25 protein-coding genes are annotated in these 24,705 nt (G+C 63.8%); 17 read left to right on the top strand and 8 right to left on the bottom strand.

Features of this window, described 5'->3' with window-relative positions:
* The first annotated feature begins 34 nt into the window (after nucleotides 1-34).
* The gene (locus ABIA90_RS37425) at nucleotides 35-1,099 is read left to right on the top strand and encodes an SDR family oxidoreductase (protein WP_354121094.1); all 1,065 of its coding nucleotides are present in this window, start codon (nucleotides 35-37) and stop codon (nucleotides 1,097-1,099) included.
* Between the two features lie 26 nt (nucleotides 1,100-1,125).
* Here ABIA90_RS37425 and ABIA90_RS37420 read toward each other — a convergent pair whose 3' ends face one another.
* The 3 genes from ABIA90_RS37420 to ABIA90_RS37410 all read right to left on the bottom strand — a co-directional run bounded on the left by ABIA90_RS37420 (nucleotide 1,126) and on the right by ABIA90_RS37410 (nucleotide 5,280).
* Complete coding sequence (locus ABIA90_RS37420) at nucleotides 1,126-3,276, bottom strand: CHASE2 domain-containing protein (protein ID WP_354121093.1); 2,151 nt, start codon at nucleotides 3,274-3,276, stop codon at nucleotides 1,126-1,128.
* Between the two features lie 18 nt (nucleotides 3,277-3,294).
* On the bottom strand, nucleotides 3,295-3,966 hold the full coding sequence (locus tag ABIA90_RS37415) for a hypothetical protein (protein WP_259258853.1): 672 nt from the start codon (nucleotides 3,964-3,966) through the stop codon (nucleotides 3,295-3,297).
* Between the two features lie 189 nt (nucleotides 3,967-4,155).
* Nucleotides 4,156-5,280, bottom strand: coding sequence for a response regulator (locus tag ABIA90_RS37410; RefSeq protein ID WP_354121092.1), 1,125 nt, complete (start codon nucleotides 5,278-5,280; stop codon nucleotides 4,156-4,158).
* A gap of 286 nt (nucleotides 5,281-5,566) precedes the next feature.
* On the opposite strand from ABIA90_RS37410, the gene ABIA90_RS37405 reads away from it, so the two are divergent.
* The 12 genes from ABIA90_RS37405 (at nucleotide 5,567) to ABIA90_RS37350 (ending at nucleotide 17,751) form a co-directional block, all read left to right on the top strand.
* Nucleotides 5,567-5,890 carry an STAS domain-containing protein gene (locus ABIA90_RS37405; protein ID WP_063692297.1) on the top strand — a complete coding sequence of 108 codons (324 nt, stop codon included), beginning with the start codon at nucleotides 5,567-5,569 and terminating at the stop codon, nucleotides 5,888-5,890.
* Nucleotides 5,890-6,255: a response regulator gene (locus tag ABIA90_RS37400; RefSeq protein WP_008142319.1), complete on the top strand. Its 366-nt coding sequence runs from the start codon at nucleotides 5,890-5,892 to the stop codon at nucleotides 6,253-6,255. Before ABIA90_RS37405 ends, ABIA90_RS37400 begins: the two co-directional genes overlap by 1 nt.
* The gene (locus ABIA90_RS37395) at nucleotides 6,252-8,339 is read left to right on the top strand and encodes a chemotaxis protein CheA (RefSeq protein WP_354121091.1); all 2,088 of its coding nucleotides are present in this window, start codon (nucleotides 6,252-6,254) and stop codon (nucleotides 8,337-8,339) included. The genes ABIA90_RS37400 and ABIA90_RS37395 overlap by 4 nt, the downstream gene beginning before the upstream one ends.
* Complete coding sequence (locus ABIA90_RS37390; RefSeq protein ID WP_166350025.1) at nucleotides 8,339-8,800, top strand: chemotaxis protein CheW; 462 nt, start codon at nucleotides 8,339-8,341, stop codon at nucleotides 8,798-8,800. Before ABIA90_RS37395 ends, ABIA90_RS37390 begins: the two co-directional genes overlap by 1 nt.
* 38 nt (nucleotides 8,801-8,838) lie before the next feature.
* Nucleotides 8,839-10,536 carry a methyl-accepting chemotaxis protein gene (locus ABIA90_RS37385; RefSeq protein ID WP_354121090.1) on the top strand — a complete coding sequence of 566 codons (1,698 nt, stop codon included), beginning with the start codon at nucleotides 8,839-8,841 and terminating at the stop codon, nucleotides 10,534-10,536.
* Between the two features lie 36 nt (nucleotides 10,537-10,572).
* Nucleotides 10,573-11,049: a chemotaxis protein CheW gene (locus tag ABIA90_RS37380; RefSeq protein WP_063985241.1), complete on the top strand. Its 477-nt coding sequence runs from the start codon at nucleotides 10,573-10,575 to the stop codon at nucleotides 11,047-11,049.
* A gap of 60 nt (nucleotides 11,050-11,109) precedes the next feature.
* Nucleotides 11,110-12,912, top strand: coding sequence for a methyl-accepting chemotaxis protein (locus tag ABIA90_RS37375; RefSeq protein ID WP_354121089.1), 1,803 nt, complete (start codon nucleotides 11,110-11,112; stop codon nucleotides 12,910-12,912).
* 138 nt (nucleotides 12,913-13,050) lie between these two features.
* Nucleotides 13,051-13,905 carry a CheR family methyltransferase gene (locus ABIA90_RS37370; RefSeq protein ID WP_354121088.1) on the top strand — a complete coding sequence of 285 codons (855 nt, stop codon included), beginning with the start codon at nucleotides 13,051-13,053 and terminating at the stop codon, nucleotides 13,903-13,905.
* 16 nt (nucleotides 13,906-13,921) lie between these two features.
* Nucleotides 13,922-15,013: a protein-glutamate methylesterase/protein-glutamine glutaminase gene (locus tag ABIA90_RS37365; RefSeq protein ID WP_354121087.1), complete on the top strand. Its 1,092-nt coding sequence runs from the start codon at nucleotides 13,922-13,924 to the stop codon at nucleotides 15,011-15,013.
* 5 nt (nucleotides 15,014-15,018) lie between these two features.
* Nucleotides 15,019-16,746, top strand: coding sequence for a chemotaxis protein (locus ABIA90_RS37360; protein WP_354121086.1), 1,728 nt, complete (start codon nucleotides 15,019-15,021; stop codon nucleotides 16,744-16,746).
* A 149-nt stretch (nucleotides 16,747-16,895) separates the two neighbouring features.
* The gene (locus ABIA90_RS37355; protein ID WP_247314556.1) at nucleotides 16,896-17,342 is read left to right on the top strand and encodes a hypothetical protein; all 447 of its coding nucleotides are present in this window, start codon (nucleotides 16,896-16,898) and stop codon (nucleotides 17,340-17,342) included.
* A 124-nt stretch (nucleotides 17,343-17,466) separates the two neighbouring features.
* Nucleotides 17,467-17,751, top strand: a complete 285-nt coding sequence (locus tag ABIA90_RS37350; protein WP_247314554.1) for a hypothetical protein — start codon at nucleotides 17,467-17,469, stop codon at nucleotides 17,749-17,751.
* A gap of 20 nt (nucleotides 17,752-17,771) precedes the next feature.
* Here ABIA90_RS37350 and ABIA90_RS37345 read toward each other — a convergent pair whose 3' ends face one another.
* The 3 genes from ABIA90_RS37345 to ABIA90_RS37335 all read right to left on the bottom strand — a co-directional run bounded on the left by ABIA90_RS37345 (nucleotide 17,772) and on the right by ABIA90_RS37335 (nucleotide 19,286).
* Nucleotides 17,772-18,137 carry a VanZ family protein gene (locus ABIA90_RS37345; RefSeq protein ID WP_014497531.1) on the bottom strand — a complete coding sequence of 122 codons (366 nt, stop codon included), beginning with the start codon at nucleotides 18,135-18,137 and terminating at the stop codon, nucleotides 17,772-17,774.
* A 499-nt stretch (nucleotides 18,138-18,636) separates the two neighbouring features.
* Nucleotides 18,637-18,888, bottom strand: a complete 252-nt coding sequence (locus ABIA90_RS37340; protein WP_014497530.1) for a hypothetical protein — start codon at nucleotides 18,886-18,888, stop codon at nucleotides 18,637-18,639.
* A 224-nt stretch (nucleotides 18,889-19,112) separates the two neighbouring features.
* Nucleotides 19,113-19,286 (bottom strand): hypothetical protein, encoded by a 174-nt coding sequence (locus ABIA90_RS37335; protein ID WP_166103634.1) that lies wholly within the window; start codon nucleotides 19,284-19,286, stop codon nucleotides 19,113-19,115.
* A gap of 765 nt (nucleotides 19,287-20,051) precedes the next feature.
* Here ABIA90_RS37335 and ABIA90_RS37330 point away from each other — a divergent pair.
* From ABIA90_RS37330 to ABIA90_RS37320, 3 genes are all read left to right on the top strand, one after another.
* On the top strand, nucleotides 20,052-20,435 hold the full coding sequence (locus ABIA90_RS37330) for a hypothetical protein (RefSeq protein ID WP_247314550.1): 384 nt from the start codon (nucleotides 20,052-20,054) through the stop codon (nucleotides 20,433-20,435).
* 392 nt (nucleotides 20,436-20,827) lie between these two features.
* The gene (locus tag ABIA90_RS37325) at nucleotides 20,828-21,073 is read left to right on the top strand and encodes a hypothetical protein (RefSeq protein WP_039146277.1); all 246 of its coding nucleotides are present in this window, start codon (nucleotides 20,828-20,830) and stop codon (nucleotides 21,071-21,073) included.
* 51 nt (nucleotides 21,074-21,124) lie between these two features.
* The gene (locus ABIA90_RS37320) at nucleotides 21,125-21,547 is read left to right on the top strand and encodes a hypothetical protein (protein WP_028150369.1); all 423 of its coding nucleotides are present in this window, start codon (nucleotides 21,125-21,127) and stop codon (nucleotides 21,545-21,547) included.
* Nucleotides 21,548-21,575: 28 nt separating this feature from the next.
* On the opposite strand, the gene ABIA90_RS37315 is transcribed toward ABIA90_RS37320, so the two are convergent.
* Nucleotides 21,576-22,310 carry a metallophosphoesterase family protein gene (locus ABIA90_RS37315; protein ID WP_028154250.1) on the bottom strand — a complete coding sequence of 245 codons (735 nt, stop codon included), beginning with the start codon at nucleotides 22,308-22,310 and terminating at the stop codon, nucleotides 21,576-21,578.
* 112 nt (nucleotides 22,311-22,422) lie between these two features.
* Entirely contained in the window at nucleotides 22,423-22,746 is a 324-nt protein-coding gene (locus tag ABIA90_RS37310) for a hypothetical protein (protein WP_028159057.1), read from the bottom strand.
* Between the two features lie 345 nt (nucleotides 22,747-23,091).
* Here ABIA90_RS37310 and ABIA90_RS37305 point away from each other — a divergent pair, with 345 nt between their 5' ends.
* Nucleotides 23,092-24,516 carry an undecaprenyl-phosphate glucose phosphotransferase gene (locus ABIA90_RS37305; RefSeq protein WP_166350045.1) on the top strand — a complete coding sequence of 475 codons (1,425 nt, stop codon included), beginning with the start codon at nucleotides 23,092-23,094 and terminating at the stop codon, nucleotides 24,514-24,516.
* The last annotated feature ends 189 nt before the right edge of the window (nucleotides 24,517-24,705 follow it).

The raw sequence follows: 24,705 nt of genomic DNA, 5'->3' as shown, positions 1-24,705 counted from the left end.
TCCTACCTCCTCAACCGAACAGGAGGGCGCAGCGATGACGAACACAGCGCTTGTGGTCGGCGCCAGCGGTATCGTCGGCAGCAATCTCGCCCGCCATCTCAGCGATCGCGGCTGGCAGGTGCTTGGGCTCGCAAGGCGCCCACCAAGCGACCTCGATGGTGTTCGTCCCATCGCGGCCGATCTGCAGGATCCGGCCTCGCTTCGCGACATCCTGGCGAGCCTTCGTCCCACTCACGTGTTTCTCGCCACATGGCTACGTCAGCCGACCGAGGCGGAAAATATCCGCGTTAACGCTGCGATGGTGCGCAACGTGCTGGGGGCACTTTCCGGCGCAGATACGCTTTCTCATGTCGCGCTGGTCACCGGGCTAAAGCATTACCTGGGACCCTTCGAGTCCTACGGTAAAGGCAGGCTGCCCGCAACGCCATTCCGCGAGGAGCAACCGCGGCTCGATGTCGAGAACTTCTACTACGCTCAGGAGGACGAACTATTCGATGCAGCCAGGCGCGGTGGTTTCAGCTGGAGCATTCACCGCCCGCACACGATCATCGGCTATGCGATAGGCAACGCCATGAACATGGGAACGACGCTTGCCGTCTACGCGACGATCTGTCGAGAAACGGGGCGGCCATTTCTCTTTCCAGGCTCGGCGATGCAATGGACCGGCCTGACGGATATGACGGATGCCAGATTGCTGGCGCGGCACCTGGAATGGGCCGGGACGACGACGGTCGCGCGAGACCAGGCATTCAACGTCGTAAATGGCGATGTCTTCCGATGGAGCTGGATGTGGGCGCGACTGGCCGGCTGGTTCGGGTTGCAGCCTGCGCCCTTTCCAGAGGAAATTTCGCCGCTTGAGCGTCAGCTTGCCGATTCAGGTCGTATATGGGCTGATATCGCGCTCAAGTATGATCTCGTCGAAAGGGACCTCTCCGTCCTTTCGTCGGCATGGCACACCGATGCCGACTTGGGCCGACCTATCGAAGTCGTCACCGATATGAGCAAGAGCCGTAAGCTCGGTTTCCTTGAATATCAGGCGACGGACGACAGTTTTTTCGATCTCTTCAGCAGGTTGCGTGCCGCGAACGTCATTCCTTGAGCCTTCTGACGAAGAGTAAACAACCGCTACTTTCCTTCCAGCGTATTGACCGGCGTCCACTCTGGCGATGGTGGATTTGCGGCGAGGGCTTTTGCGCGCTTGGCGAACAGCGCCGACGCCGGATCGATCTTCGCGACGCCGTCGAACGCCTCGGCCGCCTTCGCAAACTCCCTCGCCCGCCAGGAGGCGAGCCCCTCCGCATACGCCGCGGCCATCTTTGTTTGCGGCGCGCTCTCTGCGCCCTTGTCCGCCAGCGGCTCGAACACCTTGATTGCTTCGCCGCGGCCGAGCACCCTGATCGCATCGAGCTCACGCCAGGCGAAAGTGTCGCCGGTCTGCGCCATCGTCGTTTCCGAGGCCATGATGGCGGTGCCGTAATATTTGTTGGCGCCCTCGAGGCGCGAGGCGACGTTCACGGTGTCGCTCATCACGGTGTAGTTGAAGCGGCGGCGCGAGCCGATATTGCCGACCACGGCTTCGCCGCTGTTGAGCCCGATGCGGTGCGACAGGCCATGGCCTGCGAAGGCGGGATTGCTGGCGTTCAATTCCGCGAGCCTCTCGTGGCACTTCAGCGCGGCGTGAACCGCGTTGCGCGCGTGCGCGGGATCGTCGGCCGGCGCGCCGAACATCGCGACGATGGAATCGCCGATATATTTGTCGACATAGCCGCCATGGCTCTCGATGATGTCGGTCATGGCCGAGAGATATTCGTTCATCAGGGTCACCAGCTCGCCCGGCGTCATCGTCTCGGCGATCGAGGAGAAGCCGCTGAGGTCGGAGAAGAACATGGTGACGTTGCGCATCTCGCCGCCGAGCGCCGGCATCTTGCCGGAGGCGACCATGGTGTCGATCACTTCGGGCGCGAGATAGAAGGCAAAGCTCTGGCGCAGGAAGCGCTCGTCGCGATCGGCCAGCACGAAGCGGTAGCCGATCATCATCGCGAGCGCGGCGAGACTTGCGAGCGCAGGCTCGGTCAGCGGCAGTGCCAGCGCGTGCACGAACGCGGCGACGGCAACGGCTGTGTAAGCCGCAGTGAGGCCGAGCCATGCGATCATCGCGCCGCCCGGTGCGAGCATGGAGGCCGCGCAGGCGATGATCGCCGCGAACACGATCGTGAGAACGGTCCGCATGGGAAAGCCGAGCTCGGTCACGGCGTCGCGGTCGATCAGGTTTCGCACGACGGTGGCATGCACGAACACGCCTGCGATATCGCTCCGGGCCTTCTGCGTGGTGTTCGTCGGGATGGGCAGGGCGCATCGCTGTGCTGGCGATCCGTCATACCCGCCGGACAGCCGCATCGAGGTGAGCTTGCGGTCATCGAAATTGAGGACGGTGCCGAGCAGCACGACCTTGCCGGCGAAGGCGCGGCGGAAGAAATCGCGGTCGCCTTTTTCGACGCAGGCGCGCAGGTCGGCGAAGGAATAGGCCGGGACGTCACGGCCCATGCCGCGGTAGTTGAGCGTCAAGGTGTTGGGGACCGCACTCGGGATCGTGTAGCCGGACAGCTGCGTCACGCCGTTTGGTCCGGTCTCGGGCTTTGCGCCGAGCGCACGCGCAGCGAGCTCGACCGCCATCGCTGGGGCCGGTTTGCCGTCGATCGTGAAGCTCAGCGGCATCCGCCGGATCACGTCGTCGGTATCGATATGGACGTTGAGGGCGCGGATATTGTTCTTCACCGCCAGTTGCTGCGCGCGGTCAGGCCTCTCCGGGTGGTCGTTGCTGAGGATCTCGCCAAGCACCAGCTTGCCGCTGTCGGAGAGCTGCCGCAGCGCGATCAGGTAGTCCCGGTCAAATCCTCTGATGCGGCTGCCGAACGACGTATCGCCGAAGGGAATCTCCGACTGCTCGATCGAGCTCATGAAGATAACGTCGAAGCCGATCACCTTGGCGCCGCCGTCGGTGATGCCAGTGAGCACGCGGCCGATCTCGCGTGTCCAGGTCTGCGTCGGCGATCCCTTGAAGGGTGGGGTGTCGTAGGTCTCGCCGTCGATGGCCACGACGACGACCGGCGAATCGGCGGGATCGCGGCGATCGCCGACAAGCTCCCAGCGCAGCGCCGTGAGGATATCGAGCGAGAGACCTTGCAGCGTCTGAAGCGGCGGGGACGTGAAGACTGCGCCCGCAACCAGCGCAATCAGGATCGCCGCAACAATGTCCCGTCCCCCGATCCGCCGCATCGCCCCGTCGCAGACCGCCTATTCGAGCCGCAGCAGGCGACCGACGATCGGCGTCGGCGATGACGTGGCGCTGGCATCGACCTGGAAGGCGTAGCGCTTGGCGCCGAGAATGGCGAGATAGCTGCCGCCCGGGGTCAGCGTCTTTCCGGCCTTGGCAAAGTCGTAGAACTTGCCGCCGACCATGATCTCGCTCTTGAGCGGCACGCTGATCGTGGGCTCCTTGCCGTCGGTGCGTTCGATTACCAGCGTGCTGCCGCTCTTGGCCTGTATCAGCGGGGCGACGCCATAGAGCGTCGGCAGCTTGGCCGGCGGCGCTCCCTTCGCGTCCGATCGCATGGTGCGGAAGGTCGTCGCGGCGCTCTGGTTCGCCTCGCGCTCGGACAGTTTTGCTGCATTGGTATCGCAGGGCACTTTCTCGCGCTTGACCTCGCCGAGTTGCACGGTGCTCTGCTCGGCGCCGACCAGGACGACGCCTTCGCTGATGGTCTCGCGCTGGCAGGATTTGAGGTAGCTGAGCGTGATGCTGGCCTTGGGCCCGAGCTTGATGATCTTGCCGGGCGCGACATAGTCCATGAACGCGATGCCATCGACCTTGCCCTGGACGTCCTCGACGATCGCGGCAGGGGTCTCCGCCAAAGCGGGGGCCGCAAGACAGAACGCGCCGACACCAGCGCCGATCAGGCTTCTCATGGGAATTCTCATCCAATTCGACCGATAAATCGCCGGTCCCCGTCCTGGTTCGATGCTTAGCATCGGCGCGTCCAGGTAAGTGTGACCGGAATCACTCTTGGTTATTTGGTGCACTCTAGCAGGAACTGGTTCAAACCGGCGACCGGAGAAAAGCAAAGCCGCGGCAAGCGGTTGGCCGGATGGATCATGTCAGGCGGCCGGGACGGGCGCAGGCAACCGGTCCTCGGCCGCACCCTCTATAATAGGCGCGAGCGGCACTTCGGTCTTCTGATACGGCGTCGCCTGTTGACCGGCGGCGATTTCCACGACCTCGTCCCAGCGCGACAGGAAGGCCTCGACGCAGGCCGGGTCGAACTGCCGGCCCTGGTTCTCGACCAGATAGTCGCGCGCCACGTCGAGCGGCATCGGCTCTTTATATGGCCGGCGCGTCGTCAGGGCGTCGAAGACGTCGGCGACCGCGACGACACGTGCGGCGACCGGGATCTCGTCTGCCTGAAGGCCGTTCGGATAGCCCGCGCCGTCCCAGCGCTCGTGATGTCCTGCGGCAATTTGCGCACCGAGCTGGATCAGCTCGCAGCTGGAGTCCGCCAGGATCTTTTCGCCGATCGTCGCATGGGTGCGGATCACCGCCATCTCATCGTCGGTGAGCCTGCCGGGCTTGAGGAGGATATGGTCGGGGATGGCGACCTTGCCGACGTCGTGCAGGGGCGCGGCCAGATAGATGTCGCGGCAGAGCCGGGGCGGCAGGCCGAGCTGCTCGGCGATGATGCGGCTGTAGCGGGCGACCCGCAGCGTGTGCTCGCCGGTGTCGTTGTCGCGGTATTCGACCGCGAGCGCGAGCCGCAGGATGATCTCCTCCTCGCGCTCGCCGAGCTTCTGGGTCGCGGCCGCGACCGCGCTCGCCAGATCGGCGGCACGGTCGTTCTGCTTGCGCACGGCTGCACCAAGGCGCACCAAATTGCGCAGGCGCACCGTCATCTCGACGCTCTGTGGCTGTTTCGGTAAGAAATCGGTTGCACCAACCTGCAGCGCTTCCATCTTGACGTCATCGGTCTGTCGCGACGTGATCATCGCGATCGGGATGTCGGCGCAGCCGGGCAGGGTGCGGAAGGCGCGGATGAAGCTGATGCCGTCCATATGCGGCATTTCGTAGTCGACCAGCACGAGGTCGAAGACGCGCTCGCGTGCGCAAGCCAGCGCCTCGACGGGATCGAGGAAAGTCGTGGCCTCGACCAGGCCTTCGGCTTCGATATGACGTTTCAGGAAATTGAGGACAGAGCGGCTGTCATCAACGAGAAGCGCTTGGGTCAGCATCGGCGGCCGGTCTCGTTCGGATGCGAGGCGTGACCTCCACGAATAGTCTTTGCGATTTAACGCGGAGCAAACGCCCGGGCTGCGGCGAACTGACTCAAGACTGCGCACAGCGCATGCGAATTGAGCGAACCATGCACGTCTGCATGCATGCGCGAAGTTCTTCGGTTTGTGACCCGTAGTTGTACGGTGATGCCCATTAGGGGTTTGCACACTCTCCCAAGCGAATAGTCGTCGCGCGAGATTCGCGTCATGCGTGCAGCGAATCCCGAGGAAATCTGGGGGACGAATGTCGTCTGACGTCACTGAGCCGAAGTGGTCCCTACGGCTGCCTGCAGATTGCAGCATCGCTGCGATCCGCAGCGTCTATGACCTGATCCGCGAAGCTTTCGGCCGGCAGGACCGGCTCGAGATCGATTGTTCGAGCGTCGACAAGGCCGACGTAACCTCGATCCAGCTTCTGCTGTCGACCGCCAAGACGGGCGAGGCCCAAGGCCGCCCGGTGGTGCTCACATCATTCTCCCAGTCTCTGCGCAACACCCTTCGCCGCGCCGGCTTCGCCAGCGATGCGATGATCGATCAGCACTTCCCGCAAAAGAAAGATGGCACCTGATGGCCACGATTCTCACGGTCGACGATTCCCCCAGCATCCGTCAGATGATCAAGGTCGTGCTCGAGCCGGCTGGTCACAACGTGATCGAGGCCGGCGACGGCGCGCAAGGGCTCGCCAAGGCGCAGGCCGGCAAGCTCGACCTCGTCATCACCGACCTTAATATGCCTGTCATGAACGGGCTGGAGCTGATCCGGGCGCTGCGCAAGCTGCCGAGCGCGGTCGGCATGCCCATCGTGTTCCTGACCACCGAATCCAACGACACGGTGAAGCAGGAAGCCAAGAGCGCCGGCGCCACCGGCTGGATTACAAAGCCGTTCAAGCCGGAGCAGCTGCTCGCCGTGGTCGGCAAGCTGGTGCGTGCATGAACGCGATGGACCCGACAGAGGTCTTTCGCCAGGAAGCCAGCGAGCTGTTCGAGGTCCTGGAAGGGGCTCTGCTCGACCTCGGCCAGCGTCCCGACGACCGCGAGCTGGTCGATTCCGCCTTCCGCGCCCTGCATACGATCAAGGGCTCGGGCGCCATGTTCGGCTTCGACAAGGTCGCCTCCTTCACCCACGAATTCGAGACCGCGTTCGACCGCGTCCGCAAGGGCGAGATCAAGCCGACGCAGGAGCTGATCTCGGTCGCGCTTGCGGCCAAGGACTATATCCGCGCGCTGATCGAGGATCCGCAGTCGACCGACGACATCATCGGCGAGGCCATCCTCGACGACCTCAAGCGCTTCGTGCTTCCCGACCAGCCTGCCGCTCTCGTCGCCGAAATCGCCGAAGCGCCGCCGCTGGCACCCGGTGAGAGCAAGCAGGCCGGCTGGCACCTATATCTGGAATTCGAATCCCACATCCTGCGCAACGGCTCGAACCCGCTCGATCTGCTGGAAGACCTCTGCAAGCTCGGCCCGTGCTTCGTCGTGCCCGTGACCGACGGCATCCCGTTCCTCGACGAGATGGAGCCGGAAGACTGCTATCTGAAGTGGGACGTCAAGCTGCACGCCGCCTGCGACAAGGACGCGATCGACGACGTCTTCATGTTCGTCCAGGACGAGATGAAGCTGACGCTCTCGCCGCTTGAGCAGGTCGAAGCGCCCGCGCCGCTGCCGTTGTTCCAGCTCCTCGACGAGGAGCTGGCTCCCGTGGCCGAGATGGCCGCGCCGGTGGCCGAGGTCGCTGCCGCGCCCGTCGCCGCGCAGCCCGTCGCAAAGGCGGAGCCGAAGCCGGAAGCCAAGCCTGAATCCAAGTCTGAACCGAAACCGGAGGCCAAGCGTGACGATCGCGGCATCGCCACCGTCCGCGTCCAGGCCGAGCGTCTCGACGAGTTGATGGACCGGGTCGGCGAGCTCGTCATCGCCCAGGCGCGGCTGACGCAGCTTGCCTCGTCCGGCTCGGATCTCTCGATCAAGATGATCGCCGAGGAAATCGAGCGCCTCGCCTCCTCCCTGCGCGACACCACGATGGGCGCGCGCATGGTACCGATCGGCTCGCTGTTCGGCCGCTTCCGCCGCCTGGTGCACGATTTGTCGCGCGACCTGTCGAAGCCGGTCGAATTCGTCACCACGGGCGAGGACACCGAGCTCGACAAGACCATGATCGAGTGCCTGGCCGATCCGCTGGTTCACCTGATCCGCAACGCCATCGACCATGGCATCGAAGACACCGCGACCCGCTCCGCCAACGGCAAGACGGAGCAGGGCCGGATCGAGCTCGCGGCCGTTCATTCCGGTGCGCAGGTGCTCGTCACCGTGAAGGACAATGGCGGCGGCCTCAACACCGCGCGCATCCGCGCGAAAGCGGAAGAGCAGGGGCTGATCGCCTCCGGCGCCGTGCTGACCGATCACGAGATCCACCAGTTCCTGTTCCACCCGGGCTTCTCGACCGCGCAGACCATCTCGGCGCTGTCGGGCCGCGGCGTCGGCATGGACGTCGTCAAGCGCACCATCGAGAACATGCGCGGCACGATCGACCTGTCGACCCGGCCGGGCCAGGGCACCACGGTGACGCTGCGCCTGCCGCTGACGCTTGCGATCATCGAGGGGCTGCTGATCCGTGTCGGCGAAGGCCGCTATATCATTCCGTTGTCCGCGGTTGAGGAGTGCATCGAGCTGACCGCCGAGGACGAGCGCTCCCGCGGCCGCAACTTCCTCAACGTGCGAGGCAATCTCGTGCCCTTCCTCAGGCTGCGCGAAATCATGACTGCGTCGGGCACGCCCGACCGGCACCAGAAGACGATCATCATCTCGACCGGTGAGACGCACGTCGGTCTTGTCGCGGACCAGATCATCGGCAACCACCAGACCGTGATCAAGTCGCTCTCCAAGCTGCACTCCGACGTCACGATCTTCTCCGGCGCGACGATTTTGGGTGACGGCACGGCGGCGCTGATCCTCGATGTAGCGCAGCTCGTCACGCTGGCGCAGTCGAAGGTCGAGAAACAGCATATCAGCGAGGCGGCCTGATGAACGATGGTTTGACGGGCGAGCATCACGCCGACGCGATGCAGGTCGTAATGATCGGCCTCGGCGAGGAGAAGTTCGCGCTCGACGCAGGCCTCGTGCGCGAGATCATCGATCCAGTGCCGGTGACCAAGGTGGCCGGCGCGCGCGCCTTCGTTCCGAGCGTCATCAACGTGCGCGGCAACGTCATTCCGCTTGCGGACCTGCGCATCCGCTTCGGCATGCCGCAGCTCGACAATTCGGCCGACACGCGCATCGTCGTCATCGAGCTCACGCTCGACGGCGAGCCAGTCCTGGTCGGCGTCACTGCCGACAAGGTCTACGAGGTCACCGAGATATCGCAGACCGACGTACAGCAGACGCCGCGCGTCGGCATGCACTGGAAGCCGGAATTCATCCGTTTCATCGCCAAGTGGCGAGAAGAGTTTGTCATCGTTCCCAACATGGAACGCATCCTGAATTGAAATGAGGTCTCGGGGCGAGACTGGGGTAGGGGCTGGAAATGAGATTCACGGTCAAGGCAAAGCTTGCCATCGCGTTCGGTGTGGTCCTGTTACTGTCGATGGCGGCGGGCGGCCTCGCTTATGTGAAACTGAGCGAGATGATCGACACCGCCGACAGTCTGGTGTCGCGTGCCAACCGGATGGACCGTGCGGCGGAGATCGAGAAGGGTATCCTGCTTCAGGTTCGCGCCGAGAAGAACCTCATTCTCGCGCCTGAAGGCGAGGCGGATCGTTTTATCGCCGAAATCGCCAAGCAGCGCGAGACGCTCTCGAAGTTGAAGGAAGAGATCCAGGCCGCGGCTTCCCCCGAAGGCAAGAAACTCATGGAGAATTTCGGCGTCGCGTATGCGCGGATGAACGCCGTTCAGGACGACGCCCTCAAGACCGCCCGGACCGACAATGCGAAAGCCGCCGAGCGCTCCATGACCGAGGTCCGCAAGGCGGTCGCCGAGGCCATGGAAGCCGCCAACGTCTACGTCACCAACGTCAAGAAGAACATGGCCGCTCAGGCGGCCCAGGCTCACGAGGACGGCAACCGGGCCCAGCTCCTGCTGATCTCGGCCGTGCTGGCTTCGCTTGTCATCGGCCTGATCGCCGCGATCTGGATTTCCTTGAGCATCTCCCGCGGTCTCGGCCGCGCCGTCGGGCTCGCCGGCGCGGTTGCCGATGGCGATCTCAGCCAGTCGATCAAGGTCACAAGCAACGACGAGATCGGCGATCTCGTTACCTCGCTGAACTCCATGGTCGAGAAGCTCAAGCAGATCGTCGCCGAAGCACTCACCGCGGCGCAGAACGTCTCAGCCGGCAGCCAGGAGCTTTCGGCCAGTGCCGAGCAGCTGTCGCAGGGCGCGACCGAACAGGCCTCGTCGGCCGAGGAAGCCTCGTCCTCGATGGAAGAGATGGCCTCGAACGTGAAGCAGAATGCCGACAACGCCAACCAGACCGAGAAGATCGCCGCGCAGTCGGCCAAGGACGCGGAAGCCAGCGGCGTCGCCGTCGGGCGCGCCGTCAACGCGATGCAGACCATCGCCGAGAAGATCACGATCGTGCAGGAGATCGCGCGCCAGACCGACCTGCTTGCCCTCAACGCCGCGGTCGAGGCCGCGCGCGCCGGTGAGCATGGCAAGGGCTTTGCCGTGGTCGCGTCCGAAGTGCGCAAGCTCGCCGAACGAAGCCAGGCGGCCGCGGCGGACATCGGTACGCTGTCGACGGAAACCGTGAAGGTCGCGCGGGAAGCCGGCGACATGCTGTCCAAGCTCGTGCCCGACATCAAGAAGACTGCCGAGCTGGTCCAGGAGATCACGGCGGCCTGCCGCGAGCAGGACGTCGGCTCGGCCCAGATCAATCAGGCGATCCAGCAGCTCGACAAGGTCGGCCAGCAGAACGCCAGCGCCTCCGAGCAGGTGTCCTCGACCTCCGAGGAGCTCGCCTCGCAGGCCGAGCAGCTTCAGTCGACGATCTCGTTCTTCCGCATCGAGCATGCCGGCCGCGGCGAGGCTGCCGCGCCGGCGCCGATCGACCGTGCGGTCACCCAGCTCCGCGCCAAGGCCGCGCACATGGCGGCAGCGGACCGCGGCGTCAAGAAGCCCGCGCCCGCCCGCAAGCCGGCGCGCGCGATGAAGGTCGCCAATGGCGGCGGCTTCGCCTTCGACATGCATGACGGCGAAGACGATCGCGACGCCGAGTTTCAGCGCTGACCGCAACTTGAAAACAATCTGACCCTGGACCGTACCATGGCCGCAACCTCGCAATATCTGACGCTCGGGCTCGCCGGCGAGACGTTCGGCATCAGCATCCGCAATGTCCGGGAAATTCTCGACATGCGGCCGATCTCACGGCTGCCGCATGCGCCGAATTTCCTGCTCGGCATGATCGACGTGCGCGGCAGCGGCTATCCCATCGTCGACCTCCGCACCAAGCTCGGCCTGCCGGCCGTGGAAGCGACTGAAGCGACCCGCATCATCATCCTCGACGTGCCGATGAAGGATCGCCTGGTCGGCGTCGGCTTCGTCGCCGACTGCGTGTTCGAGGTCACCGATATCGACGAGCAGGCGATCGAACCCATCCCCGAGGTCGGCGGCAAATGGCAGTCCGACTATGCCGCCGGGATCGGCCGCAAGGGCGAGAAATTCGTCGTCATCTTCGATCTCGCCAAGCTGATGGCGAACGACGAGATCCCGGAAGGGCGCGATACCTCTCGCGCCGCCTGAATTTGCAAGCGTGAAGCGTGGTCAAGCGTAAGCACCCCAATTCGAACCAACGAGACTGACATGAGATTCACCGTCAAAGCCAAGCTTGCCAGCGCCTTCGGCGTCGTCATCCTGCTGTCCATGATCGCCGGTGCGGTCGGCTATTTGAAGCTGGCGGACATGGTCGGCACCACCGAGCTTCTGGTCAGCCGTGCGGGCCGGATGGAAAAGGCGGCGGAGCTGAAGGAAGGCATCCTGTTCCTTGTGCGCGCGGAGAAGAACGCGATTCTCGCAGCGTCCGATGCGGAGCACGAGCAGTTCCAGGCCGACCTCATCAAGAACCGCGACGCGATCACCAAGTCGAAGGATGAGATCTATGCGGCTGCCAGCGAAAGCGGCAAGAAGCTGATGGAGGTCTTCAACGTCGCTTTCGCCAAGCTCAACGCCTATCAGGACGAGACGGTCCGGCTCGCGAAGACCGACAAGCCGAAGGCCCTGGATCGCTCTATGCATGATGGCCGCAAGGTCGTTGCGGACGCGATCGAAGCGGCCGACGTCTACATCAAGAATGTCAAGAAGAACATGGCTGAGCAGGCCGAGCAGTCCAAGCAGGACGGTGCGCGCGCCGAGATGCTGCTGATGAGCCTGGTCATTGCCTCGCTGCTGATCGCCGCGGTCGCGGCGACCTGGATTGCGCTGAACATCAGCCGTGCGCTGGCGCAGGCGGTGGGTCTCGCTGATGCGGTGGCGATCGGCGATCTCAGCCACAAGATCGAGTCCTCCAGCAATGACGAGATCGGCGATCTCATCAAGTCGTTGAACGCGATGACGGTCAACCTCAACGCGACGGCGGCGCTCGCCAACCAGATCGCACAGGGCGATCTCATGGTCGAGGCCAAACCGCTGTCGGACAAGGATACGCTCGGCCTCGCGCTCGAGCGCATGGTGGAGAAGCTTCGCCAGATCGTGTCGGAAGCCCTGACCGCGGCGCAGAACGTCTCCGCCGGCAGCCAGGAGCTCTCCGCCAGCGCCGAGCAGCTCTCGCAGGGCGCGACCGAGCAGGCCTCGTCCGCCGAGGAAGCTTCCTCTTCGATGGAGGAGATGGCCTCCAACGTGAAGCAGAACGCCGACAACGCCAACCAGACCGAGAAGATCGCCGCGCAGTCCGCCAAGGATGCCGAGGCTAGCGGTGCCGCGGTCGGCCGCGCCGTCAACGCGATGCAGACCATCGCCGAGAAGATCACGATCGTGCAGGAGATCGCGCGCCAGACCGACCTGCTCGCGCTCAACGCCGCGGTCGAGGCTGCGCGCGCCGGCGAGCACGGCAAGGGGTTTGCCGTGGTTGCGTCCGAAGTGCGCAAGCTCGCGGAACGCAGCCAGGCGGCCGCGGCCGAGATCGGTACGCTCTCGACTGAAACGGTCAAGGTCGCGCAGGAGGCCGGCAATATGCTCTCCAAGCTCGTCCCTGATATCAAGAGGACGGCAGAGCTCGTCGAGGAAATCACCGCCGCCTGCCGCGAGCAGGACGTCGGCTCGGCCCAGATCAACCAGGCGATCCAGCAGCTCGACAAGGTCGGCCAGCAGAACGCCAGCGCGTCCGAACAGGTCTCCTCGACCTCGGAGGAGCTCGCCTCGCAGGCCGAGCAGCTTCAGTCGACGATCGCCTATTTCCGCATCGAGCAGGGACGCGGCCAGGCCGCCGCGCCGATCGACCGGGCGGTTACCCAGCTCCGCGCCAAGGCGGCGACAATGGCGGCCGTCGAGCGGCCGGCCAAGAAGCCGCAGGCGAGGCCGGCGCGCGCGATGAAGGCGGCCGGTGGCGGCGGCTTCGCCTTCGACATGAACGACGGCGAGGACGATCGGGACGCCGATTTCCAGCGCTGAGAGCGGTCAAGAGGTCGGCCCATCCTTCACCGGTGGGCCGATCCGCCGTCAGTGATCGTGTAAACGCGTGGGATTCAAGATGGCCCGTTCGGCCCAATATTCAGTGCAGGCGGCCATCGCGGATCGGGGCATTCAGCCATGATGCCCGCCGTGCAGGATACGGTCGTCCATCTGTCCGACCGTCACTTCCGGACCATCGCCGAATTGATCGAGGGCCAGGTCGGCATCAAGCTGCCGCAGGGCAAGCGGCTGATGCTGGAGGGGCGGCTGCACAAGCGCGTGCGCGCGCTGGACTTCTCCGACCTCAACGAGTATGTCGACAACCTGTTCGAGGCCGATCATTTCGACACCGAGCTGACCCATCTCATCGATGTGGTGACGACGAACAAGACCGACTTCTTCCGGGAGCCCCAGCACTTCACCTTCATGAGGGACGTCGCGATCCCGGCCCTGCTCAAGTCGCACGGGCGGAAGAACGCGAACCTGAAGATCTGGAGCTCGGCGAGCTCCACCGGCATGGAAGCCTACACCACCGCCATGGTGCTGGACGACATGACGCGGAACGGCTCGCGGTTTCAGTACCGCATCCTCGGGACCGACATCTCGACCGCGGTGCTGCGACTTGCCAAGTCCGCGATCTACACCCGCGACGTGCTCGCCCCGGTGCCGGAGCCCTTCGTGAAGCGTTATTTCCTGTCGTCGCGGGACAAGTCGCGCGGCGAGGTGCGGGTGGTGCCGGAATTGCGGCGCATGACGCATTTCATGAGGATGAACCTCATGGATAAGTCCTACCCCGTCGACCGGGACGTCGACATCATCTTCTGCCGCAACGTCCTGATCTATTTCGAGCGCGAGACCCAGCGCAAGGTGATCGAGCAATTGTGCAGCCATTTGCGGCCCGGCGGTTATCTTCTGGTCGGTCATTCGGAATCGATGATTCACAGTGCAGTGCCGGGTCTGAAGCAAGTTCAGCCAACCATTTTCAAGGTCTAGCCGGAGCGCAACCAGAATGCCGAGGGAGAAAGTTCGCGTACTGATCGTGGACGATTCGGCGTCGGTGCGCCAAATCCTGCAAACGATCCTCAACGACGACCCTGACATCGAGGTGATGGGGACGGCGTCCGATCCGTTCGCGGCGGCGCGCCGCCTGCAGAACGAAATCCCCGATGTCATGATCCTCGACCTGGAAATGCCGCGCATGGACGGCATGACCTTCCTGCGCAAGATCATGGCGCAGCGTCCGATCCCGGTGATCATCTGCTCCTCGCTCACCGAGGAAGGTTCCAACGTGATGTTCGAGGCGTTCGAGGCGGGCGCGGTCGACATCGTGCCGAAGCCGAAGATCGACACCCGGCAGGCGCTCCTCGAATGCTCGACGCGGCTGCGCGAGGCCGTGAAATCGGCAGCGCGCGCGCGGGTGCGCCCGCGGGCGGAGCGCCGTATGATCGAGAGGAAGCTGACCGCCGACGCCATCATCCCGCCGCCGGTGCAGGGCAAGGTCCGGCCGACGACTGAACGCATCGTGTGCATCGGCGCATCGACCGGCGGGACCGAAGCGCTCAACGACGTCCTCGAGATGCTGCCGCCGCACTGTCCTCCCATCGTCATCGTCCAGCACATGCCGGCAGGGTTCACCGCCGCCTTCGCCAGGCGTCTCGACAGCGTCTGCCAGGTCCGCGTCACGGAAGCCGAGGACGGCGAGCCGGTGCTGCCGGGCTGCGCCTATATCGCGCCGGGCGCCCGTCACATGCTGGTCCAGCGCATCGGCCTGCGCTACCAGATCGCGATCAAGGACGGCCCGCCGGTGTCGCGGCATCGCCCCTCGGTCGACGTGCTGTTTCGCTCCGCGGCCCAGCATGCCGGCGCCAATGCGCTTGGCGTGATCATGACGGGCATGGGCGACGACGGCGCGCGCGGCATGCTGGAGATGCGCAAGCTCGGCGCCTCGACGCGCGCGCAGGACGAGGAGAGCTGTGTGGTGTTCGGCATGCCCAAGGAAGCCATCGCGCATGGCGGTGTCGAGAAGGTCGTCTCGCTGCATCATATCCCGCGCGAGATCATGCTCTGGTATCAGGCCGGACACGTTGCGGTGGCAGGTTGATTGCGATGTCCGCTATTCCGGCCAACACGCTCACCGAGGCGATCGTCGCGATCGAGGATGTCTCGTCGCGGATCGAGGACGTCTTCGCGCGCGTCGGTCACGAACTCGGTCGCGGCCACCTCATCTTCAAGGAGCTGAACCAGGGCCTTGCGACGCTCTCGGAGGAACTCTCCGGCGCCGAGATCGAGGGCGCCGCCACCGCGCTAAAGGAGATCGCCGCGCGGCTCAGCGAGCTGGCAGAGGCGCTGCCGGCCGAGAGCGCGCTGCTTGCGACCATCGGCACCAGCACGGCGGAGGCGTCCTCGCTGCTCAAGCCGCTGTTCAAGCACATCCAGATGATCACCATCATCGCGCGCAGCGCGCGGATCGAGGCGGCTTCGCTGGATGGCGACCGCGAGGGTTTTCTCGCCTTCACGCAGGAAGCCTACGATCTCGGCAAGGCGGTACAAGGTTCGATCGAGGGCTGCGCGCGGGACCAGCAGCGCCTGTCGGAAGCCGTTGCGACCGCGTCCGGCCGGCAGAGGGAATTCGAGAGCCGTTACCGGAATCAATTGGTGTCGGAGAGCGCCGAGCTCGGCGCAGCCTATTCCGGATTGCGCGGCCAGCGCCGCGACAGCAGCCAGCTCGCCGACCTCGCGAGCACCAGCACCAGGAAGATCGCCGAGGCGGTCGGCGGCGCGATCATTTCCTTGCAGGCCGGCGACAGCACGCGCCAGCGCCTCGAACATGTCTGTCATGGCCTCGGCCAGGTGTCGGAAGCTGCGCCGAGCCTCGTTCCCGAACGGGGCGCGAGCGAGGACGGTGCGCGCGCGATCTGCCAGTTGCAGGCGGCCTTGCTCAGGGACGCCCAGCGCGAATTCGGCGGCGACATCGGCCAGATCGTTCGCGCGCTCACCGCCATCCTGCACGATGCAGGCAACGTCGTCGGCCATGGCCGCACGCTGTTCGGCGGCGAGGATGGCGGCTCGTCATCGTTCCTCGCGCGCATCAAGCAGGCACTGGCACATGCCTCGACCCTGATCGCCACCTGCGAGAGCGCCGGCCGCTCGGTCGACGAGGCGCTCGCCATCGTCGAGGACACGCTGGGAAAGTTTCGCCAGGCCATCGCCGGACTTGCCGAGGCGACCGTCGACATCACCCTGATCGGAATGAATGCTGGCCTGAAAGCAAGCCATCTGGGCAGTCGCGGCAGCGCGTTTGTCGTGATCGCCAACGAGCTCAAGGCGACCGCGGACCAGGTTTCGGCGGGCGCGGGGCGCCTGCGGCCCGTGCTCGACGGCATCGAGCGCTCTGCGAACGAGCTGAAGGAGCTCCGCGTCCGGGGCGATCCCACGCAGCTCGCCAAGTTCGAGCCGCAGATCCTCCAGGCGCTGCGCGAGGTCGAGGTCGGCAACGAACGGCTCGGCAAGCTGATGAACCGGCTCGTCGATGAAGGCGCGGAATTCGAGGGCCTGATGAATTCGGCGCAAGGTCTGATGAGCTCGCTAGGCGAGAGCTCCGCGGCCTTGCCCGCGGTTGCCGCGCGCCTCGAGACCGCGAGCGCCGCCGCGCAGCGGCCGCGGCCGGAGGCGCAGGATCAGGCGATGCTCGATGATCTCTTCGCGCGCTACACGATGGAGCGCGAGCGGGACGTTCACCGCGAATTCCTGCAAACGCTTGGCCTTGCGTCGATCGCCGCCACGCGCCGCGTCGAAGCGGTCGAGACCGCGGATGACGGCATAGAGTTGTTCTGACGTTCGCCGCCGGCGTCGCGCGTCGGCGGCAATTCGACGGATTGGGTTTTCCGAGCATTAACCTTGCCCGAAGGGCTGGCCGTTAGGTCATTGTCGCGCCCCAGAGTTGGTCGCAAATACAGGGCGATCTTCACCTCGGAAAATTCCCCATGCTGAGAGACGGTAAATACGCTGCCTGGTTCAGGACCTCACGAGGTCAGGGCACCGGCATCGTGGATCTGGCCGAGGGCCGGATCTCGGGCCGCGACAGCTTCTTTACTTATGGTGGTTCCTACCGGGTCGATGAGCAGCACTTCTCGGCCGTCCTGACCGTGAACCGGCATGCTGACGGCCCGCTGAGCGTGTTTGGGCCTGATGAGGTCGAGGTCAAACTCTCGGGTGTGTGCAACGGCCTGGTGGCGAGCTGTTCGGGAACGGCCAAGGAAGCACCCGACGTGAAGTTCGAGGCGACGCTGATCTACAGCCAGGAAGATGCGCCGGCGGCCGACGCCAAATGCGCGGTCGTGAAGCTCAACGCCGACAAGCTGCCCAAGGGCCTCGACAACCGTTCCCGGCCGCGTCATCCGTTCACGCCGCCCAAGGCGCCTGCGTCGTAGGGTGCGGGTTTTTAGCTTTGCATTGACGCTGTTGTCGCGAAATCACGGCGCGACTGGACTGCGGCAACACTAGTTTTAGAGGTGAAATCTAGGTTGAGGCCCATAACAAAAGGCGGACAGGGACATGCCTCAGATCTGGATGACATATGACGAACTCGCGACCCTCAGCGGCTGCAGCGCTGCCGAGGCCAGGATGCAGGCGCTGCATCTTTCGCTCGATCGCCGCAAGAGCCGCGACGGGAACACCCGCGTCAAGCTGAACCTCGCCTTGATGGCCCGGTTCTGCGAGACCGTTCGCGAAGCCGAATTCGACCTCGATGACGCGATCACGGCGCTGCGCGATGCCCATCGGCAGATGTCCGGGGTTCTTTCGACCAGTCAGCCGAGCTTGCGGCGCGGAGTGGCGTAAGCCGGCGCCGGTGGCCAGCCTCAGGACGGCGGCCTCGGCAGGAAAGCCAGGATGGTCTGGGCCAGAAGGACGCCGACGGTGCCGCCGGCGGCCTTTTGCAGCACATCGATGAATCGTGGATCACGATCCGGCGTCACCGCCTGCAAGACCTCCAACCCGACTGCGACGGCGATCACGAACGCGCAAGCCAGCTTGACGCGCCCCGGTAGCAGGAAGGACAGCAGGAAGCCCAGCAGGCCGTAGGCGCTGAAGCGCTCAATCACGACGACCCAGTAGGCCTCCGCGTGGCCCATGAGTGCCGGCCGGCCCGCGAGCTTGGCCAGCGTCGCATAGACGATGAGCACGAGACAGATAACCGCGGCTGCGATGAGATGGTTGCGGCGCATTGCGCCAACATAGCCGGTCGACCGGCTGGCCGCTTTCGAAAGCCAAGAACATCGTTAAGGTTCACAAACCCTCGAGGGCATGAACCAAGGTTCACGGGCGAGCCGCGGAGCCGAGGCTACGGCCCAACCCGCATGCATGCAGTTGACGTCAAACGCGGCGGTGTAGTCGCGATCTCACGCGGACGGCGCTGAGTTGGCGAGGGCAGGCATTCATCTGCCAGTTCTTCGGCCTGGTGACCCAAAGCCGCACTGCCAAGAACAGGAAGTTGATGCCGAACCAGATCGACATCACGATAAGGAAAGAGCTTGCCATGGCGGCTCCGCCTCCCGCTTTCTTTCGAAAGCAATGCGGAGCGCGGCTGAGAGTTCCGCCTTCAGGGGAACGGGCAGGCGATCGTCCCTGCCCAAATTCTCGTCATCGACAAAACCAGGCCACCCCGGTCAGGCACAAAGCAACGCGCCTGACCGCATGACCAAGCCGTTCGTAGGGATCGACGTTTCAACGCCGATTGTAGGACCAGCCCTTGTCGACATTGGTCGGGTAGTGGGCTGCGAAGTACGGATTCTTGAGGCAGTTGCGCGCGGGATCGAAAATCCAGTCGGCGCATTCCCGGTAATTCAGGAATCGGCAATCGAAACCGAAGGCGCACCACGGCGCGCCGTTTGGAAATCCGAAGCCCACGGGGACTTGCGCCGACGCTACTGAGGGCAGAGCCAGGAGCAGAGCTACGGCGAGCGCGCGGGACAACATGGTGCATTCCTCCAACAATCTATCAAACTGAGACCGAAGCCGGTCCGGCGACCGTTCTGCGCCGAAAAGGGACGATGTTCAATCTTCGTCGTTGGATAGTCTAGCAGCCGGGCGCGGAGAGATCGAGAGCGCTGAAAGCGATCGGCCCATGTCGATTGGCGGCTGCCATGCATCGATTGATGAGGCGGACGCGCCCGTCCATGACGTGTCGCGCGCGGCCGACGCTAGCCCTTCTTGGCGCCCTTGGATTTCAGCGACAGGCCGAGGCGCAAGGCCATACGCTTGATCGCATCGGGCGAGCGCCCGAGAAGTTTTGCTGCCTCTTCCAGCGAAGTCGAAGACTTGGCCAATTCCATCAGCCGGCGGTCTTCCTTGAACGACCAGGGCCTGCGCGCCATAACCGAAATCATCCTCTCGTCGAGACAAAGACAAAGCCGCCAAGCGGACCCACGTTCGCTCGACGGCTTTGCTTGGGTGGGGCCGGGCCTGGGGGAGCCCGGTGAGAAGATGGATATGCGATCCACTAAGGTTCGCAACAAACAACGCGGATTAAGCTAACCGCTCAACCTTACCGCGATGAAATCGGCGCGTTGCGCTCCGTATAACCACGGAGTTTCGCTAACCAAGATCGATCTGCACGCTGTGATGGTGGGGATCGAGGATGTTCTGCCACCACGTCCGGTTGTCGCAGAACCGGTGCACGGTCTTCGCAAGTCCGCGCTCGAAATCCTCGCGGGGGGCGCCTGCCGATATCCGAGACCCGACTTCGCGTCTCGACGCTGCGGCAAGACCCAGCTGCTCCGCCAATCCGCGCGGACTGTTCTGATGAGCATGGAAGAAGTGCCGATCCCCGAGCCGTCGCCGAGCAGCCGTCGAAACAGCGACCGGTCTTGCCGCGTGGTGGTGATGAGGATTCTCCTGAGGTCGGCGTACGTCAGGTCGGACCGCAGACACTGGATCGTCGGCTTGCCGAAGACAGGCAGGAGCTGCTTGGACGCCATGCTGACGATGGAGGCGAGCAGGGAACTTGTTCCCTGCGATGTGGCCCTCAATGTCCTCCAAGCTCAGGCCGGCAACCTCCACTTGACAATGGATGGCACGGCGTTTCGGCGTCAGCATTTGTGCGCGATTAGGAATTAGATGCTTCGAGATCACGACATTGTTTGCTTCGAAATCACGACGTCGATTCGAGCGATCAACTTGAATTGAAACGGCGCCGGTTGGTCGCAACGGCTTCGAACGAGAAAAAATCCAATCGCGATGCATGCGGCAGCGGTTTGACGAGCAGTATTATGCTTCTCTCGGTTGAGTCGTCACGAGATCGTCGAATTCGTTCGGCTATGGTGCGCGCGCACGAACAAATCAAAATCAACAAAATCAAGAAGACCGAGATGCTTCAAAAGGCGCGAGCGGCACTTCCTCTCACCAAGCTCAGAGAGCGGGCGTTTGAAGGCGCGTTCTTTAGCGTTGCGCTGATCGCGATGGCGGGCTGGGTGTATTTCATCACGCTGTTGCTGGTGCGATTGTTCCTCTGGTTTTTCGGCTGACGCACGAGCCGATCACTTCGCGTGCAGGGTGCTGCCCAAAAAATCCCTGGCATGACGAGAAAATCAGCGGCGGTGATCATGATCTCGACACAACTCGAGGATGAGACTGCCGGTATCACTGGAACGAATTGCGAATGATGCTGCTCGCGATCCTGGTCTCGCTCCTCGCTGGCTTTGGCGCAGGCTATGCGACGCGCGCGCTGCGGCCTCGCGAGCGCGCAGAGCGTCATCCGTTCCACCGTCCCTACAGTCCCACCGCGTTCCGGCAGAACAGTTCATTGGCGAGGGCACGGCGTGCATTCTGAGGATTTACAACCGGCGTGCGGTTCTCGCGTTGCGGCTCGCATGGCGGCGGAGGGGAGTGAATCATGACGGGATTTCGGGGAGACGCCATGACGAGCCCGACGTACAACGCGCCACGGCGGTATTTCGTCGACGGGGGAGGTCGCCGCGTCCTGATCGGCCTGACGCCAGAGGAGACGTTCGAGTTCGAGCGGCTCGACAGCGAGCAGGCGCAGGTCGCGCCCGATGCCGGCGAGCGGCGCAGGCTCGAGCTCTATGAGAAGCACGAGGGGGCCTGGAGGGCCTGGATGGCGCAAAGCCGCACCGAGCGGCGCGAAGGATTCAACCTTTATTAACCATCGCAGGCCCATTTTCTGGTCTGGCGCCTCGAACCGGAAAATGCACGCATGTTTCAGCTCTTCCTGCGGGCCCGCACCCATAACTTCCTGAAAGACCGTTTCGGCGGAGAGCAGGTGTTCCGCGCGCGCTCGCCCGAGCGCGACGCCGAAACCGATCGCACCCGCATCGAAGCCATCATGGTTGCGATCGATGACGCCCTGCATGCGGCGGAGCGCGAGCAGTCAGGTCTCAACCGGCGGGTCGAGGACGTGCTGGCGCGCGCCGCCGTGACGATCGGCAACGGCGACGACGAATATCTCGAGCGCGAGGCGCTCGACAATCACCACCAGGACCTGTTCGACAAGGAAATCCTGAACGGCCAGCGCCGACTCAAGGAGCTCGGCGCCTCGATCGCCCATTTCAAGTTCCTGAAGGCGGCGATGCTGAGCCGTTTCCCGGACTACCGGCCTCCGGCGAGCCCCACCAACTGACGCTTGATACGGCGCGCGAGCGAGACCGCTAGATCGCGAGCATGCTGTTGCCCTGAATGGACAGCAGCGTCAGGTTTCCGGTGGCATAGGCCCCGGTATCGATGTTGGCCCGGTTCTCGAGCAGCTCGGCCTGCTTCACCGGCGTATGGCCGTGCACGACGTATTTGCCGAAGCGCCTATTGCTTTGCAGGAACTCGTCCCTGATCCACAACAGATCCTGCTCGCGCTGCTCGGAAAGCGGAATTCCCGGACGCACCCCTGCATGGACGAAGAAGAAGTCGCCGCATGTGAAGGTCGGCCGCAACTGGCGCAGGAACGCGATGTGCTCCGGCGGCATCACGGATGTGAGCTCGCGAACCAGATCGGGCAACTCGTCCTTGCCAAGGCCGGGCGCGGCCGACACGCCGTACGACATCAGGGTCTGGAGCCCGCCGAACTGAAACCATTCGGCGGCGCGGGCGGGATCTTCCAGCACCGAGGTGAAATAGGCCTCGTGATTGCCCTTGAGAAAGACGGTGTTGCGGCGGCGGCTGCGGTTGATCAGGAGGTCGAGGGTATGACGCGAGTCCGGTCCGCGATCGATGTAGTCGCCGAGGAAGACCTCGATCGCGCGATATGGCCGGCTGTTCGCCATGTCCGCATCGATCACGGCGAACATCTGCTCGAGCAGATGGGCGCAGCCGTGGATATCGCTGATCGCATAGATGCGCACGCCGTTCGGTAGCTTCGGCCGCGGCGAATTTCGGGGCGCAATCATGGACATGGGGTGCAACTCTTTCAAAGAGCTTCGCCCGGGATGTCAATATGCTATCGGCGGATTTGGGTGCCCGAGCAGGTTTTTTTCTACCCCTGCCAGCAAGCCTGCGCCTGCCCGATCATTCACCAGCGCTGCGAATCACCCGTCCCCAAGCTTGCGCGAGGCTGGCCGAGTTGCCGCTGTCGAACGATGGTGCAGCCTTGCCGCGATAGGCGGCCGCTCGCGCGCGGACCAGAACCGCGCCGCAGAAATAGCCAAGCTGGAGCACCGACGCGAAGACGAGGATCGTCACAACGATGTGAGCTGAATCATGTCCCTGCCAGGCGGAGCCCACACCGAGGATCGTGGCGCCGAGAACGATGGCGGGCGGCAGGATGAAGATCCGGAATCGGCCTCCCAGCAACGATCCGATCAGCAGACTGAAAATGGCAACCGTACTCACGACGCAACTCCTCGAATTGGTCACGAGTGTTAATGGCCGCGGCCTAATAACGGCTTAAGCGGCATGGTTGAACAGCCGTTCAAATGCGCGCGACAATGCTGTGCGAAAATGACGCGATTTGGTGTGAAACGCGGCGTGATGCCTGCTTAATTGTCACGCGTGTGACAGTAGTTTGAGCATTGTTTTGCTGCGACGCTGCATTGCATGAAAATCGATTTGATTTTTTCGGTGCACTGCCGCAATGTCGCTTTGTTTAGTTAAGATATACTTCGGCGCACATCGAAAAAATTAGATCGATTTGCTCGCAATTCTGATTGCGAGTGGTGACGAGGCAGCGAGGTTCGGATGGCTGTAGCAACTTACGGTTCGGAAAACTATTATTCGGTTATCTCGAACCGACGCGGTGCCCTCCAAAGACCCCTGCAAGTGGCTTTGATCGCCGGAGACTTCGTCGCCGTACTGCTCAGCTATTTCGTGGCGAGCGGCCTGTATCGCGTGCTCGTGATCGAGCAGGACTCATCCGTCGGAGCAGGCCTGGTCGTCGGCGCGGTGTTCGTGACCATCGCTTACTTCCAGGGCGTCTACGATCACCATCGTCTGCTGAACACGGTCTGGCAGCTGCGCAAGGCCCTGGCGGTCTGGCTGATCTCGCTCACCATTCTCGCCGTCGAGGCGTTCCTGCTCAAATCGTCCGCGGACCTGTCGCGCGGAACCACGCTGCTGTTCGCCGCGACCGGCGGCGTCGCCTTGGGCGGTCTGCGCGTGCTGTGGCGCCTGGCGCTGACCTCGAGCTACGCCAAGGGCCGTCTGGTGGACCGCAAGGTCGTGCTGCTCAGCCTCAAGCCTCTCGATTTCACCTCGACCCGGTTCAAGGATCTGCGCAAGCACGGCTTCAACGTCGTGCGACATTTCGTGCTCGATCCGTCTGAAGAGGGCGCGGGCTGGGATCACGAGATTCGCGACATCACCCGTCAGGCGCGAACGGCGGATGTGGAAGAATATCTCCTGGTCATCGACTGGGACGAGATGCCGCTTCTCCAGAAGCTGAGCCAGCATCTGCGCGTTGTCCCCCAGCCGATCCGCCTTCTGCCGGATTTCCCGATCGCCGATCTGGTCTCGCGTCCGTTCCAGCCCGTCAGCGGCACGGTCGCGATCGAGATCCAGCGCGCGCCGCTCAGCGTGTTCGAGCAGGCGCAGAAGCGCTGCCTCGACATCGGCCTTGCCTCGTTCGCGCTTCTGCTGCTGGCGCCGCTGCTGATCACGGCTGCGATCATGATCAAGCTCGATTCCAAGGGCAAAGTGATCTTCAAGCAGGCCCGGCGCGGCTTCAACGGCAAGCAATTCGATATCTGGAAGTTCCGCTCGATGACGGTGGCGGAGAACGGTCATGTCGTCACGCAGGCGACGAAGAGCGACGCGCGGGTGACCCGTGTCGGCCGTGCGCTGCGGCGGACCAGCATCGACGAACTGCCGCAGCTCTGGAACGTTCTGCGCGGCGAGATGTCGCTGGTCGGGCCGCGCCCGCATGCGCTCGCGCACGACAATTACTACGATCCGATCATCAGCAACTACGTGTACCGGCATCACATGAAGCCGGGCCTGACCGGTTGGGCCCAGGTCAACGGCTTCCGCGGCGAGACGCCGACCATCGATCTGATGGAAAAGCGGGTCGAGTACGACATCTGGTACGTCAGCAATTGGAGCATCTGGCTCGACATCAGGATCATCCTGAAGACCGCGCTGGCGCTGATCCATCAGGAAGCCTACTGAGCCGGGCCGACGTCGGGCGCGCGTTGCCGCGCCCGACCCGCACGCCGCCCGTGCAGAGGGGAAACGGCCTGCATTTTGCAGCATGTGATTCGTTGCTGCCCCTTTGACGATTTGCACCCCCGAAACGCCGAGCCTTGCAGATTGAGCCATCGCCTCGCCAAGTTCGTCGCCTTGCCGTTGCTTGTCACC

It is taken from the genome of Bradyrhizobium sp. LA6.8, from assembly GCF_040547935.1.
In the GTDB taxonomy this organism is placed as follows: Bacteria; Pseudomonadota; Alphaproteobacteria; order Rhizobiales; family Xanthobacteraceae; genus Bradyrhizobium; species Bradyrhizobium barranii.
The sequence above is the reverse complement of the archived record's forward strand: the minus strand, read 5'-3'. Positions and strand labels throughout refer to the sequence as shown.